The organism is Phyllobacterium sp. NPDC097923 (assembly GCF_044760925.1).
Classification (GTDB): domain Bacteria; phylum Pseudomonadota; class Alphaproteobacteria; order Rhizobiales; family Rhizobiaceae; genus Phyllobacterium; species Phyllobacterium calauticae.
Window position 1 is genome coordinate 2,199,067 of record NZ_JBIWBL010000001.1, and the last position, 14,316, is coordinate 2,213,382.

The window sequence follows — 14,316 nt, forward strand, 5'->3', positions numbered from 1 at the left end:
GATTGCAGGGGATATGTTCTGCAATCTCCGCGATTAGCATTGCAGCCCACCCATCCCCTCATGGTGAGCTTGTCGAACCACGCACCGCAGCACATGCGAGCAGCGCATCCACATCCAGCACTGTTTCAAGCTCGGCGGCGACACTATCCAGCGCGGCATCCACCCCGGCCTTGTAGTCGAATGCTTCAGCGGCAATGCCCATCGTGCCCAGCAGCGCGGCGCGAAACCGGTCCGCCCCGAAAAGCCCATGCAGATAGGTGCCGAAAACCTTGCCGTCCGCCGATATGGCACCGTCGTCGACGCCGTTGATGCGCACGGCGGGGCGCGAACAGTCCGGGCCGGTCGTCCGGCCCAGATGAATCTCGTAGCCATCCAGCGGCAGGTCGAATGGCAGCGACTGCGCCGCCACATTGCGCACGGTCTTTTCCGGCTCCATCACCGTATCGATATCGAGATGCCCGAGCCCTGCCGTCTCCGTCACGCTGCCCTCGATGCCGTCGGGATCGCGCACCGTTCTGCCCAGCATCTGGAAACCGCCGCATATGCCGATGATATGGCCGCCGCGCCGCCGGTGCAGGTCGAGATCCCTGTCCCAGCCATTCTCGCGGAAGCGCAGGAGGTCGCCGATGGTGGATTTGGACCCCGGAATGATGACCAGTCCCGCATCGGCAGGCAGCCGCTCGCCGCTGCGCACCATCACCACATCCACCTGCGGTTCGGCCATCAGCGGGTCGAGATCGTCGAAATTGGCGATGCGGTCGAGCACCGGCACGGCGATCTTCAGCGCCCGGCCCTCGCCCTTCACCAGACGTTCCAGCACGACGGAATCCTCCGCCGGCAGCCGCGCCGCGTCCTTCAGCCATGGCACCACGCCGAAAGACGGCCAGCCGGTGAACTGGGTTATGGCTTTCAGGCCGTCATCGAACAGCGAGACGTCGCCACGAAACTTGTTGATGATATAGCCGGCAATCATCTCCCGGTCTTCCCGCTGCAGGATCGCATGGGTGCCGACGAGCGAGGCGATCACCCCGCCGCGATCGATATCGCCGACCAGCACCACGGGAACATTGGCGCGGATGGCAAAGCCCATATTGGCGATATCGCCCGCCCGCAGGTTGATTTCGGCGGGAGACCCCGCCCCCTCGACGATGACCAGATCGGCACCTTCACGGACGATGTCCCACGACGCCATGACCGCATCGAGCAGCTGCGCCTTGAATGTCTGGTAATCACGCCCCTTGGCCTGGCCCCAGACTTTGCCCTGCACGATGATCTGGCTGCCGGTCTCCGATTGCGGTTTCAAGAGCACCGGGTTCATGTGCACCGAGGATGGCACGCCGCAGGCGACGGCCTGCAGCCACTGCGCCCGCCCGATCTCGCCGCCATCGTCGCTCACCGCCGCATTGTTCGACATGTTCTGCGGTTTGAACGGCCGAACCGTCAATCCGCGGTTGCGCGCAAGCCGGCAAAGTCCGGCCACCAGGACGGATTTACCAACATCTGACCCTGTTCCCTGCAACATGATTGCGTGCGTCATGGGCTTTGAGTAGCGGATATGTCTTTCTCTTCCTAGCCCCCGGCAAAACCTATCTGAATCGTTGCGCGGCCCCGCGCTTGCGATAGAGTGGAAATCAAGAGGAATACAGGGAGGTTATCATGGATGCGGTCGTTGATACGGCGTCCGGCCAGTTCGAACTCAACGAGGATCAGCTGGCGATTCAGGACATGGCGCGCGCCTTCGCGGCGGACCGCGTGGCACCGAACGCGCTGGCCTGGGACCGGGACAAGCATTTTCCCGCCGATGTGATTCGCGAGACCGGCCCGCTCGGCATGGGCGGCATCTACACCAAGGAAGAATTCGGCGGTTCGGGACTGAAACGGCTTGATGCCGTGCTGATCTTCGAAGCCCTGTCGGCCGCCTGCCCGGCCTTCTCCGCCTTCATCTCGATTCACAACATGGCGACATGGATGATCGATCTCTACGGCAATGACGAACAGCGCCAGCGCTTCGTGCCGCAGCTGACCTCGATGGAATGGCTGGCGAGCTATTGCCTGACCGAGCCCAATTCCGGCTCGGATGCCGCCGCCCTCAAGACCCGCGCGGTGCGGGACGGCAACCACTATGTCCTCAACGGCGCCAAGCAGTTCATATCAGGTGCCGGCGATACCGATCTTTACGTCACCATGGTGCGCACCGGCGAGGATGGCCCGAAGGGCATTTCGACCCTCATCATCCCGAAGGATGCGCCCGGCCTGTCCTTCGGTGCCAATGAACACAAGATGGGCTGGAACGCCCAGTCCACCCGGCAGGTGATTTTCGACAATTGCCGCGTTCCCGTGGAAAACCGCCTCGGGGCGGAAGGTGATGGCTTCAAGATCGCCATGGGCGGGCTCGATGGCGGACGCCTCAACATTGCCGCCTGCTCGCTCGGCGGCGCCCAGTCCGCCCTCGACAAGGCGGTCGGCTATGCGTCCGAGCGCAAGGCGTTCGGCAAGGCGATCAACCAGTTCCAGGCGCTGCAGTTCAAGCTGGCGGACATGGAAACGGAACTCTCGGCGGCACGCGTCCTGCTGTACACCGCTGCGTCAAAACTCGACCGCAAGGCGCATGATGCATCGAAATGGTCGGCCATGGCCAAGCGCTTCGTCACTGACACGGGTTTCAATGTTGCCAATGACGCCCTGCAGATCCATGGCGGCTACGGCTACCTGCACGATTACGGCGTGGAGAAGCTGGTGCGGGACCTGCGCGTCCACCAGATTCTGGAAGGCACCAATGAAATCATGCGGGTAATCATTTCCCGCTCGATGATGGGTCGCTGAACCACACCGCATCCGACACACAAGAACGCTATCAGGGAGAATGCTGCGATGACGACAGTCGCTTTTATCGGTCTTGGCCATATGGGCAACCCCATGGCCGCCAATCTGGTCAAGGCAGGCCATACGGTGCTGGGTTTTGACCTGTTGCCGGACAATCTCGCAACCGCCAAAGCCAATGGTGTGGGCATCGCGGCAAGCGCGCTTGCTGCCGTTGCGGATGCCGATGTCGTCATCACCATGCTGCCCGCAGGCAAGCACGTCCTGTCCGTCTATGCGGAGATCGCCGGAAAAGCCAAACCCGGCGCGCTGCTCATCGATTCCTCGACCATCGATGTCGATTCCGCCCGCAAGGCGCATGAGACCGCCAAAGCCCATGGCCTGCTCTCGGTCGACGCCCCGGTCTCCGGCGGCATCGGCGGTGCGGCAGCGGGAACCCTGACGTTCATGGTGGGCGGTGCGGCTGATGCATTCACTGTTGCCGAGCCGATCCTGAAACCCATGGCAGGCCGCATCGTCCATTGCGGCGAGCCCGGCGCCGGTCAGGCCGCCAAGATCTGCAACAACATGATCCTTGGCATTTCCATGATCGGGGTCAGCGAAGCCTTCACCCTGGCAGAAAAACTCGGCCTGTCGCATCAGGCGCTGTTCGACGTCGCCTCGACCTCGTCGGGCCAGTGCTGGTCGCTGACCACCTATTGCCCGGTCCCCGGCCCCGTGCCGACATCGCCGGCCAACAACAGCTACAAGCCCGGCTTTGCCGCCGCCCTGATGCTGAAGGATCTGAAGCTGTCACAGGAAGCCGCCAAAAGTGTCGGTGCCGCGACACCGCTCGGCCAGCACGCGGAAGAAATCTATGCGGCCTTCGGTGCCGCCGGGAACGAAGGTTCGGACTTCTCCGGCATCATCAATTATCTGCGCGAGGCCACGCGCGAAGGCTGACCGCGCCGGGAAAAGCCGGGAAATTTTCAAAATTTAGATTTGCTTAAGCTCTCGCTAACCTCGCGGTAACGATGTCCGGTTAAAACTTTGCATGGAGCGGACAAGACCCTGCTCCATGCTCCGGATCAGGTACTGCGTACCGGGGCTGTAATTTCTGCCAGCGTATTGTACGGCAGAAAGCCATGCGTCATTTGGCAAAAAACCGCACTGTTCCTCACGGACAGGGCGGTTTTTGACTTGGGTCTTCATCAGACAACAGCACAAAGAAAAACCGCCGCCCTGACAGGACAGCGGTTTCCGGAATAGTCCGATGCGTGGACGATCAGCCGGCCGAGCGGGTCCAGATGAAGGAAACCGCCGACGCGATGCCGCTCCTGGCATTGCCGGATGGCGCATTGCGCTTTTCCGTGGCATTCCAGGCAATGTGGACGCGATTGTTGCGATTGAAGATGTAAAGCATTTGGGCACCTGAGGGTAAAAACATTTGTTGCCGCTCAAATGCGCTTTTTGCCTAAAGTTTGATCACGTTTTTTCGCCATGGCGTGTCGCATTTACAGCAACGACCCGTGCAAATTTGCATGGCAGCCATGCTGAAACCGCATCCCTGTTGCCGCAATTGCTGGTGTTCTCACGGAAACACCAGCAAAATCAACGATGGCGCGGATAGAAAAGCCGAAAACCTGCCTTAATTCAGCCTGCGCCGCTCAAACGCTTGTAATTGGCCCGCAGTGTTTTGCGGCCGGGCCGGAGGGCCGCCTGTGTCGCTTTATCGACGGTGGCCTGGGCAATGGCGGCGGGCGACTTGCCGCTCCACACATCCAGCCAGAAGGTCGCTGCCGAATTGATCACCGACAGCTGCGCCGCGACGACACCGTCCGTCACCGCTGCCATTTTTTCGGACACGGCCCGGGTGGATTCCGGCTTGGATGACGTCTCCGTCATCCCCTCCAGCATCATCATCGGCAGGCGCATGGCGATGACCATCGATGCCATCTGCATGTCGTGAACGGGTGTACGGCGCTTCGTCGGAGATTTCATGCTTTGGACCCTTTTGGTTTGAACGCCGCATCGACCGGCGGTTTTAGAGCATCGCACCATAAATGGAACGCAGTTCTGTTTCTCGGATGGCGAGACAATCCACTAGGAAGGTAGCGAGGTCGATGTCTTTCCATCGGACGAAGCTGCCTGACAACGTGGTTGGCCGCCAGCCGGAAACCCCAAAGGGGTCGGGTGAATTCAGGCCAAATCCTTCGGCCTTCGACTTCGCCCGATGGAAAGGCATCGGCCTTGCCCTGAATTCCCTCCGACAGAACGCGTTCGATTTATGGTACGATGCTCTAACCGTTTGCGAGCCGATTGGTTTCATTGGCCATGCCGACAACCGCAAGAAGTTCCATCAGCTGCGGATCCGTCATGCCCTTGGCGCGGGCGGAGGCCGTGTGCGACCAGCTGCAATAGTCGCAATTGTTGGTGGCGGAGACGGCGATATAGATCATCTCCTTGACCAGCGGATCGAGCGCACCGGGCGCCATGACTTCCTTCAGGCTCTCCCACGTGCGCTTGAGCAGTTTCGGGTCATTGGCCAGCACCTTCCAGAAATTGTTGATCCAGTCCGTCCCGCGCGTGTGCATGATGTCGTCATAGACCGCGCGCACGGCGGCATCGGCCTGTTCATATTCGATCATCGGAACAATGGTTGGGTCGGTCATCGTGCTTTCCCGTGCGTTGGAGCCTGGCAAACAGCCATCCGGAAACGCTGGATGGCGGGCGGTTGAAACCCAGATTGCGGCGGAAAACCGGAGAAAGTCCATTGGAATTCCTTCACGGGAAAATCCGGCGCTTAGAGCCAGTAAAACCGGGAAAAACCGCACCGCAGTGAATGAATTAATGAAGAAAAATCGCCTAAAGCATTGATCTTTCATCACCCGGCTTGTTACACTACCCCCATGAACATTGTGACATTCGGCTTCACAATAGGTTTTCCCGCGTCGTTATATCGACAGGTGCTGTCGCGATATACCTCATTAATTCAATGAAACCATTGCATTCTGATGCGATAAGGATGCCAAATGGCACACAAGCGAACGACTGGGTAAGGCAGTACCAAGTTAAGATTCGTACCGGGTGAACTGTCAAAACGAGTGGGAGACAAAACTGATGAAGAAGCTGCTTGCTTCAACTTTACTGGCCGCAGGGCTTTTCGGCTTTGCCGGAGCTGCTTCGGCGGCGGGGTGCGGGTCCGTCACCATCGCCAACATGAACTGGCAGTCAGCGGAAGCGCTGGCTAATCTCGACAAGCTTATACTCAGTGTAGGCTATGGCTGCGATGCCGAACTGGTCGCAGGCGATACGGTTCCAACCTTCACGTCGATGATCGAAAAGGGACAGCCCGATATCGCGCCGGAAGGCTGGCTCAATGCCGTCAAGGAGCCGCTGGACAAGGCGGTCAAGGAAGGCAAGCTGGTCTATGCCGCGCCTGCCATCACCGAAGGCGGTACGGAAAGCTGGTGGGTACCCAAATACTTTGCCGATGCGCATCCGGATATCAAGACGATCGCCGATGCCATGAAGCACCCCGAACTCTTCCCTGCGCCGGAAGACCCCAAGAAGGGCGCCGTGTTCAACTGCCCGTCGGGCTGGGCGTGCCAGATCACCACCGGCAATTTCTTCAAGGCCTATGAAGCCGAGAAACACGGCTTTACCCTCGTCGATACGGGATCGGCCGCAGGTCTCGATGGCTCGATTGCCAAGGCCTATGAGCGCAAGGAAGCCTGGCTCGGTTATTACTGGGGTCCGACGGCCATTCTCGGCAAGTACCCCATGGTCAAGCTCGACAATGGCGTGCCGTGGGAAGAAAAGGAATGGAAGCGCTGCAACGTCGTTGCCGATTGCCCCGATCCGAAGCCGAACGGCTGGCCGAAGGCCGACATCTACACGATCGTCACCAAGAAATTTGCTGACGCTGCGGGTCCGGCCTTCGAGTACCTGAAGAAGCGCCAGATTTCCAACGAGGAAGCCAACAAGCTCCTCGCCTGGATGGTCGACAATCAGGCAACCGGCGAAGACGGTGCCAAGTATTACCTGAAGAACAACGAAGCCACGTGGTCGAAGTGGGTTTCTCCGGAAGCCGCTGAAAAGATCAAGGCCGCGGTCAAGTAACCGCTGGATGCGGCGGAGATATTCTTCGCCGCATCGCACCATCCCGAATGGGCCGAACGTTGCCGCGTCCGGTCGCGATGGTCATTTGATGACCCACAAAGAAGGGGACGCACCATATGGATTGGTTCTACTCATTCCCGAAAATGAATGACGAGACACTCCGCAATTTGAAAAAAACCATGGATGAGGGCTTCAAGGCCTTCACCCGCAGTTACGGCGATGTGATCGAGTCATTTTTCCAGCCGCTGCAATACTTCCTGATCCAGGCCGAAAAATTCATGACGACGACGCCCTGGCCGATCATGGTCCTGCTGATCGCCGGCATTGCGTGGCTCGCCAGCCGCAACTGGAAGATCGTGGCCGGAACGGTCATCACCCTGCTCCTGATCGGCTATTTCGACATGTGGAGCGATGCGATGAAGACCATCGCGATGATTTTCGTCGGCACCGTCGTCTCGGTCGTCGTCGGCATTCCCATCGGCATCATCATGGCGCGTTCCGACGGTTTCCAGCGCGTCGTCAATCCCATCCTTGACGTCATGCAGACCATGCCGAGCTTCGTCTACCTCATTCCCGTGGTCATGCTACTCGGCATCGGCAAGGTGCCCGGCCTCATCGCCGTGGTGATCTACGCCATTCCGCCGATGATCCGCCTGACCAATCTCGGCATCCGGCTCGTCGACAAGGATGTGCTCGAGGCGGCCGATGCCTTCGGCTCATCGAGCTGGCAACGCCTGAGGAACGTGCAGATCCCCCTCGCCCTGCCCACGATCATGGCCGGCATCAACCAGACGATCATGATGGCGCTCGCCATGGTGGTCATTGCCTCGATGATCGGCGTCCAGGGCCTCGGCCAGCCGGTTCTGCGTTCGGTCAACGGCCAGTTCTTCTCGCTCGGACTTTTCAACGGTCTTGCCATTGTCGGCATTGCCATCATTTTTGACCGCGTCAGCCAGGCTTATGGCATGCGCCTTCAAAAGCACCAGGAGGTGGTTCATGGCTGATCGTTCCGTTCAGGGCGCCGGTATCCAGATCAAGAATCTCTACAAGATTTTCGGCCAGAAACCGGGAGCTTACGTCGATGCCGTCAAGAAAGGCATGACCAAGACCGAGCTCAACGAAAAATACAACCACGTGCTCGGCCTGCGCGATATCAATATCGATATGCCCGCCGGCTGCATCCAGGTGGTCATGGGCCTCTCGGGTTCGGGCAAATCGACGCTGATCCGCCATATCAACCGGCTGATCGATCCGACGGTCGGCGAGGTCATCATCGGCAACGCCGATGTCTGCAAGATGAACCAGAACGACCTGCGCGAGTTTCGCCGCCATAAAACAGCGATGGTTTTCCAGAAGTTTGCGCTGCTTCCCCATCGCACGGTACTCGACAACACGGTCTATGGCCTGGAAATCCAGGGCCTGAGCCGGGCGAAACAGGAAGAACAGGCCCGCCGCTGGATCGAGCGCGTCGGCCTGAAAGGCTTTGAGGAGAATTATCCCAATCAGCTTTCGGGCGGCATGCAACAGCGTGTCGGTCTTGCCCGTGCACTGACCAATGACGCGCCGATCCTGCTCATGGACGAAGCCTTTTCCGCCCTCGATCCGCTGATCCGCATGGACATGCAGTCCGTGCTGCTCGACCTGCAGAAGGAAATCAAGAAGACTGTGGTGTTCATCACCCACGATCTCGACGAAGCGCTGCGGCTCGGCGACCGGATCGCCATCCTGCGCGATGGCGAGGTGGTCCAGCAGGGAACGGGACAGGATATCGTCCTGAAGCCAGCGGACGAATATATCTCGAGCTTCGTCAAGGAAGTGAACCGAGGCCGGGTGATCATGGTCGACACCATCTCGACCAAGGGCGACGGTTCGGCCAATGCGGGCGGCGTGACGGTTATGACCGGAACAATCCTCGAGGAAGCGGCCAAGACCATGACGGATGCCAACCAGCAGCACGCAACGGTTGTTGATGAGGCCGGCAAACCGCTCGGCGTCATCAGCATGAACAACCTGATCCAGGCGATGGTCACCCCCATCAGCCATCTGACCCATCAGGCGGCGGAGTAGGCGTTCCCACCCCCCTCTGGGCTGCCGCCCATCTCCCCCACAAGGGGGGAGATTAGCTTTCACAGCTGTTTGATCAGTTCTGAGGCATTGCAAAATAAGCAAAGGCATTAATGCCGATGTGATCTCCCCCCTTGTGGGGGAGATGTCCGGCAGGACAGAGGGGGGTGAAAGACCCTCTTCATGAAAAACCACACCAACTTATCCACCACTTCCCAACCCACGTTATTCTCATCCCTGTCCTTTCCGGCGGGAATGCTTCCGGAAACTTTCGCAAGTCGGGAAAGGATCGGCGCCTCGGCCCTACAGGGAGGAAAACCTGTGCGGCTGGGGAGGTTTGGCTCAATGGTTGTGCATTGGACGAAATCCTCAAAAACGCCGGGGCGGGTGGTCCCAGGATCGCAAGCATTGCATACCAGAATACCCAAGACCCGCGTTCCAGGGACCGCCCGTCTTTCCCACCTTCTCAACAGCCAGACGCGAAAGCGGGCGTGGCAACGGAGAAGAGCGTTGCAGAACAATCATGCGTGGTTCGACAGGCTCACCATGAGGGAAGTCGAGGATTGCAAGGAGCACTATTCTCGCAACTTTTGCGATTAGCATTGCAACCAAACCACTTCCCTCATGGTGAGCCTGTCGAACCACGCACCACGCACTGTAAACCACGCAACCCGCCCATTTCACCCCTCCACCACCCATGTCGCTTCCCTTGCGCTCGGCGTCGCTCAGGCCGCGCACGATTGCCCCGTCTCTGGCGATAGTGGCACCATCGCAAGTGAAGGGCATGAGCAATGAGTGAACCGGCAGCAGACATCGAAATCCCCGCAACGGCACGCGATCATGGCCGGCGTGGCGGACGCTCCCGCCCCCGCAGCGTTGAAAGCGGTGCTTTCGACCAGCCGCCGTTCCGGCAGCTGAAAATCCCGTTCACGCCGACCAAGATCATCTCCGACGACGAACTGGAATCGATCCACAATGCCTCGCTGCGCGTGCTGCAGGAGATCGGTGTCGACGTGCTGCATGATGGTGCGCGCGAGATCATGAAGGCGGCCGGCGCCGATGTGCGCCCCGGCTCGCAGCGCGTGCATTTCGATAAGGACATGATCCTCGAATATGTCGGCTATGCGCCGTCGGAATTCACCCTGCATGCCCGCAATCCCGCGCACAATGTGCGCTTCGGCGGCAACAACCTGATTTTCGCGCAGATGGGTTCGGCGCCCAATTGCTCCGACACGGACAATGGCCGGCGCTCCGGCAACCAGGCGGATTTCCGCAACTTCGTCAAACTGGCGCAGATGCACAACATCATCAACACCACGGGCGGTTATCCCGTCGAGCCGATCGACATCCATCCCTCGGTGCGCCACCTCGAATGCATCCGCGATCTCGCCACACTGTCCGACAAGGCCTTCCACATCTATTCGCTCGGCAAGGAACGCAACCTCGACGGCATCGAGATCGCCCGCCTTGCCCGCGGCATCAGCCAGGAGCAGTTGCAGAACGAGGCCTCCTGCTACACCATCATCAACACCAATTCGCCGCTGAAGCTCGACGTGCCGATGATGGAAGGCATCATCCATATGTCGGGCAACGGCCAGATCGTCATCGTCACGCCGTTCACGCTGGCGGGTGCCATGGCGCCGGTGACCATCGCCGGGGCGCTGGTGCAGCAGAATGCCGAAGCGCTCGCCGGCATCTCCTTCACCCAGATGGTCAGGAAGGGTGCGCCGGTCGGCTATGGCGGCTTCACCTCCAATGTCGACATGAAATCCGGGGCGCCCGCCTTCGGCACGCCGGAATACATGAAGGCGCAGATGGTCGGCGGCCAGCTTGCCCGCCGCTACAAGATCCCCTACCGCACCTCCAATGTCTGCGCCGCCAATACGGTCGATGCGCAGGCGGCCTATGAATCCGTCTTCTCGCTGTGGGGCGCGATCCAGGGCGGCGGCAATTTCATGCTGCATTCCGCCGGCTGGCTGGAAGGTGGCCTGTGCTGCTCCTATGAAAAGATGATCCTCGATTTCGACCTGCTGCAGATGGTGGCCGAATTCCTGACCCCGCTCGACCTGTCGGACGATGCGCTGGGCATCGAAGCCATGCGCGATGTCGGCCCCGGCGGCCATTTCTTCGGCACCGCCCACACCCAGTCACGCTACAAGACGGCCTTCTACGCGCCGATCATTTCCGACTGGCGCAATTACGAGACGTGGCAGGAGGCGGGTTCGCCCACGGCCATCGAGCGCGCCAACCGGGTCTGGAAGGAGCGGCTCGCCACCTATGAGAAGCCCGCCATCGACCCGGCCATCGAAGAAGAGATCAATGCCTTCGTCGCCCGGCGCAAGGCCGAGGGCGGCGCGCCGACGGATTTTTAGTGAGATGGACATTCTATCCACCCCCCTCTGGGCTGTCGCCCATCTCCCCCACAAGGGGGGAGATCACATCGACACCAGCATTATTGGCCCAATGTTCAACTTCTCAGATTGTGCGAAGGCAGTCATGAAGGCTGATCTCCCCCCTTGTGGGGGAGATGCCCGACAGGGCAGAGGGGGGTGAAAACCGTTTTGCTATGCTTGAATCAACTTCTCAACGCATTGAATCACATTTCCATACAAGAGGCATAAGTGAATGAAATCGCACGTTAAAGCAGTAGTCATTGGCGGCGGCGTAGTCGGATGTTCGGTCCTTTACCATCTCGCCCGTGCCGGCTGGAGCGATGTCCTGCTGATCGAACGCTCGGAGCTGACATCGGGATCGTCCTGGCATGCGGCGGGCGGTTTCCACACGCTGAACGGCGATCCCAATGTCGCCAAGCTGCAGGCCTATACGGTCAGCCTCTACAAGGAAATCGAAGAACTCTCCGGCCAGTCCTGCGGCCTGCACCTGACCGGCGGCGTGATGATGGCCGACAGTCCCGAGCGCATGGACTTCCTGCGTCTTGCCCATGCGCGGGGCCGCTATCTCGGCATGGATACGGAGCTGATCACCCCTTCCGAAGCCAAGGCCATGTTCCCGCTGATGGACGAAACCAATTTCGTCGGCGCCATGTGGGACCCGGTCGAAGGCCACCTCGATCCATCCGGCACCACCCACGCCTATGCCAAGGCCGCCCGCAAGCTGGGTGCTGAGATTTCCCTGCGCAACCGCGTCGTCGAGCTGACGCAGGAGGTCGACGGCACGTGGAACGTCGTCACCGAACAGGGAACCGTGAAGGCCGAGCACGTGGTCAATTGCGGTGGCCTGTGGGCGCGTGAAGTCGGGCGCATGGTCGGGCTCGAACTGCCGGTTCTGGCAATGGAGCATATGTATCTCCTCACGGAAGACGTGCCGGAGGTGATGGAGTTCAACCAGTCGACCGGACGCGAACTGATCGGCGTTATGGATTTCAAGGGCGAGATCTACACGCGGCAGGAACGCAACGGCATCCTGCTCGGCACCTATGAGAAGGCGGCCAAGCCGTGGTCGCCGGTCAACACCCCGTGGGATTTCGGCCATGAACTGCTGGCCCCGGATATCGACCGCATTGCCCCCTCCCTCGAAGTTGGCTTCAAGCATTTTCCCGGCATCGAAAAGGCCGGCATCAAGCAGATCATCAATGGCCCCTTCACCTTTGCACCGGATGGCAACCCGCTCGTCGGCCCCGTTCCCGGCCTGACCAATTACTGGACCGCCTGCGCCGTCATGGCCGGGTTCAGCCAGGGCGGCGGTGTCGGCCTTGCCCTTTCCAACTGGATGGTGCATGGCGAACCCGGCTTCGACGTCTGGGGCATGGATGTCGCCCGCTTCGGCGAATGGGCCACGCTACGCTATACCAACGCCAAGGTGCGCGAAAACTACTCGCGCCGCTTCTCCATCCGTTTCCCCAACGAGGAACTGCCCGCCGCACGGCCGCAGCAGACCACGCCGCTCTATGACACCATGCTGGCGCAGAACGCCGTCATGGGCGATTCCTGGGGCCTTGAGACACCGCTCTGGTTCGCACCCAAGGGCACCGAAGCCAAAGATATCGTTTCCTATCACCGCTCCAACGATTTCGAGCACATCGGCAATGAGGTCCGCGCCACGCGCGAGCGGGTCGGCGTCACCGAAATCGCCAACTTCGCCAAATACGAAGTCACCGGCAGCGGTGCGGAAGCCTTCCTGTCGCGCCTGATGACCAACACGATGCCGAAAGCCGGGCGTCTGGTCCTCACCCCCATGCTGAACGAGAGGGGCAAGCTGATCGGCGATTTCACCATCGCCAAGGCAGCTGAAGACCGTTTTCTGATCTGGGGTTCGTCCGCCGCTCAGCGCTATCACATGCGCTGGTTCCAGCGGCACCAGCCGAAAGACGGGACGGTACATATCCACCGCTTCGACCAGACGCTGGTCGGCCTGTCCATCGCCGGACCGAAAGCGCGCGACCTTCTCGCCAAACTCGTCGATGAGGACGTGTCGAACGCTGCCTTCCGGTTCATGGATTTCCGCGAAATGGCCGTCGGCGGTGCGCCCTGCAAGGTCAACCGCATTTCCTATACCGGCGATCTCGGCTACGAAATCTGGATGGAGCCGGCCTATCAGCGGCTGGTCTACGCCGCCATCAAGGCTGCAGGCGAGGAATTCGGCATCGTCGATTTCGGCATGCGTGCGCTGCTCTCCATGCGGCTTGAGAAGAATTTCCCGACCTGGTTCCGCGAACTGCGCCCGATCTACGGCGTTTATGAAGGCTCGATGGATCGTTTCATCAAGCTTGGCAAGAACGACTTCATCGGCCGCGAGGCCGCGGCGCAGGAAAAGGCCGAATTCGACGCCGGCACCAGCAAGAAGCTGCGGCGGGTCTCCCTGATCATCGACGTGCCGCATGGCAATGGCGCTGCCGATGTCATGGGCGACGAGCCGATCTGGGCCAGGGTCAGCAAGGATTACGGTGTCGTCGAGGCCGGACATGGCATCGGCGCGCCGCGCTTCAACGATGCGGGCGCGGTCGTGTCCTTCGAGGGCGACAAGGGTGCGGTGCAAGGTGAATGGCGCGTGGTCGGCTGGGTCACGTCAGGCGGCTATGCCCATCATGTCGGCCATTCCATGGCGCAGGGCTATGTGCCCGCCGAGCTTGCCGACAACGAGAATGCCGGGCTGTTCGAGGTCGAGATTTTGGGTCTTCGCCGCGCCGCCCGCATCAACATCGAGCCGCCGTTCGATCCATCCGGTGCCAAAATGCGCGGGTGATTGGGTCGTTGCAGAATCTGTGGTGCGTGGTTCGACAAGCTCACCATGAGGGAGGTTGAGGATGGCAGCCCACCCAGTTCCCTCATGGTGAGCTTGTCGAACCACGCACGATAGATATGCAATGTGGAT

Annotated in this window: 11 protein-coding genes; 7 read left to right on the top strand and 4 right to left on the bottom strand. The window is 60.2% G+C overall.

Going from position 1 to position 14,316, the window contains the following annotated elements; genetic code table 11:
* Positions 1-58: 58 nt before the first annotated feature.
* Complete coding sequence (locus tag ACIQWS_RS11140; protein WP_403176560.1) at positions 59-1,537, bottom strand: cobyric acid synthase; 1,479 nt, start codon at positions 1,535-1,537, stop codon at positions 59-61.
* Between the two features lie 119 nt (positions 1,538-1,656).
* Here ACIQWS_RS11140 and ACIQWS_RS11145 point away from each other — a divergent pair, with 119 nt between their 5' ends.
* Together ACIQWS_RS11145 and mmsB are read left to right on the top strand one after the other, a co-directional pair.
* Entirely contained in the window at positions 1,657-2,823 is a 1,167-nt protein-coding gene (locus ACIQWS_RS11145) for an isobutyryl-CoA dehydrogenase (protein ID WP_403176564.1), read from the top strand.
* A gap of 48 nt (positions 2,824-2,871) precedes the next feature.
* On the top strand, positions 2,872-3,762 hold the full coding sequence (mmsB, locus tag ACIQWS_RS11150) for a 3-hydroxyisobutyrate dehydrogenase (RefSeq protein ID WP_403176568.1): 891 nt from the start codon (positions 2,872-2,874) through the stop codon (positions 3,760-3,762).
* 322 nt (positions 3,763-4,084) lie between these two features.
* Here the strand turns inward: mmsB and ACIQWS_RS11155 are convergent, their stop codons facing one another.
* The 3 genes from ACIQWS_RS11155 to ACIQWS_RS11165 form a co-directional block, all read right to left on the bottom strand.
* The gene (locus ACIQWS_RS11155; protein WP_203117525.1) at positions 4,085-4,222 is read right to left on the bottom strand and encodes a hypothetical protein; all 138 of its coding nucleotides are present in this window, start codon (positions 4,220-4,222) and stop codon (positions 4,085-4,087) included.
* A gap of 230 nt (positions 4,223-4,452) precedes the next feature.
* Positions 4,453-4,800: a hypothetical protein gene (locus tag ACIQWS_RS11160; protein WP_403176572.1), complete on the bottom strand. Its 348-nt coding sequence runs from the start codon at positions 4,798-4,800 to the stop codon at positions 4,453-4,455.
* Positions 4,801-5,099: 299 nt separating this feature from the next.
* Positions 5,100-5,471, bottom strand: a complete 372-nt coding sequence (locus ACIQWS_RS11165; protein ID WP_403176575.1) for a carboxymuconolactone decarboxylase family protein — start codon at positions 5,469-5,471, stop codon at positions 5,100-5,102.
* Positions 5,472-5,919: 448 nt separating this feature from the next.
* Here ACIQWS_RS11165 and ACIQWS_RS11170 point away from each other — a divergent pair, with 448 nt between their 5' ends.
* The 5 genes from ACIQWS_RS11170 (at position 5,920) to ACIQWS_RS11190 (ending at position 14,187) form a co-directional block, all read left to right on the top strand.
* Entirely contained in the window at positions 5,920-6,921 is a 1,002-nt protein-coding gene (locus ACIQWS_RS11170; protein ID WP_223612837.1) for an ABC transporter substrate-binding protein, read from the top strand.
* Between the two features lie 116 nt (positions 6,922-7,037).
* The gene (locus ACIQWS_RS11175; protein ID WP_403176578.1) at positions 7,038-7,925 is read left to right on the top strand and encodes an ABC transporter permease; all 888 of its coding nucleotides are present in this window, start codon (positions 7,038-7,040) and stop codon (positions 7,923-7,925) included.
* Positions 7,918-8,988 carry a glycine betaine/L-proline ABC transporter ATP-binding protein gene (locus ACIQWS_RS11180; protein WP_346307457.1) on the top strand — a complete coding sequence of 357 codons (1,071 nt, stop codon included), beginning with the start codon at positions 7,918-7,920 and terminating at the stop codon, positions 8,986-8,988. The genes ACIQWS_RS11175 and ACIQWS_RS11180 overlap by 8 nt, the downstream gene beginning before the upstream one ends.
* A 788-nt stretch (positions 8,989-9,776) precedes the next feature.
* On the top strand, positions 9,777-11,357 hold the full coding sequence (locus ACIQWS_RS11185) for a trimethylamine methyltransferase family protein (RefSeq protein ID WP_403176584.1): 1,581 nt from the start codon (positions 9,777-9,779) through the stop codon (positions 11,355-11,357).
* Between the two features lie 253 nt (positions 11,358-11,610).
* Complete coding sequence (locus tag ACIQWS_RS11190) at positions 11,611-14,187, top strand: FAD-dependent oxidoreductase (protein ID WP_403176586.1); 2,577 nt, start codon at positions 11,611-11,613, stop codon at positions 14,185-14,187.
* The last annotated feature ends 129 nt before the right edge of the window (positions 14,188-14,316 follow it).

Coding starts and splice junctions, on each gene's coding strand:
- ACIQWS_RS11140 (WP_403176560.1), bottom strand. CDS start 1,537: ATGACGCACGCAATCATGTTGCAGGGAACAGGGTCAGATGTTGGTAAA.
- ACIQWS_RS11145 (WP_403176564.1), top strand. CDS start 1,657: ATGGATGCGGTCGTTGATACGGCGTCCGGCCAGTTCGAACTCAACGAG.
- mmsB (WP_403176568.1), top strand. CDS start 2,872: ATGACGACAGTCGCTTTTATCGGTCTTGGCCATATGGGCAACCCCATG.
- ACIQWS_RS11155 (WP_203117525.1), bottom strand. CDS start 4,222: ATGCTTTACATCTTCAATCGCAACAATCGCGTCCACATTGCCTGGAAT.
- ACIQWS_RS11160 (WP_403176572.1), bottom strand. CDS start 4,800: ATGAAATCTCCGACGAAGCGCCGTACACCCGTTCACGACATGCAGATG.
- ACIQWS_RS11165 (WP_403176575.1), bottom strand. CDS start 5,471: ATGACCGACCCAACCATTGTTCCGATGATCGAATATGAACAGGCCGAT.
- ACIQWS_RS11170 (WP_223612837.1), top strand. CDS start 5,920: ATGAAGAAGCTGCTTGCTTCAACTTTACTGGCCGCAGGGCTTTTCGGC.
- ACIQWS_RS11175 (WP_403176578.1), top strand. CDS start 7,038: ATGGATTGGTTCTACTCATTCCCGAAAATGAATGACGAGACACTCCGC.
- ACIQWS_RS11180 (WP_346307457.1), top strand. CDS start 7,918: ATGGCTGATCGTTCCGTTCAGGGCGCCGGTATCCAGATCAAGAATCTC.
- ACIQWS_RS11185 (WP_403176584.1), top strand. CDS start 9,777: ATGAGTGAACCGGCAGCAGACATCGAAATCCCCGCAACGGCACGCGAT.
- ACIQWS_RS11190 (WP_403176586.1), top strand. CDS start 11,611: ATGAAATCGCACGTTAAAGCAGTAGTCATTGGCGGCGGCGTAGTCGGA.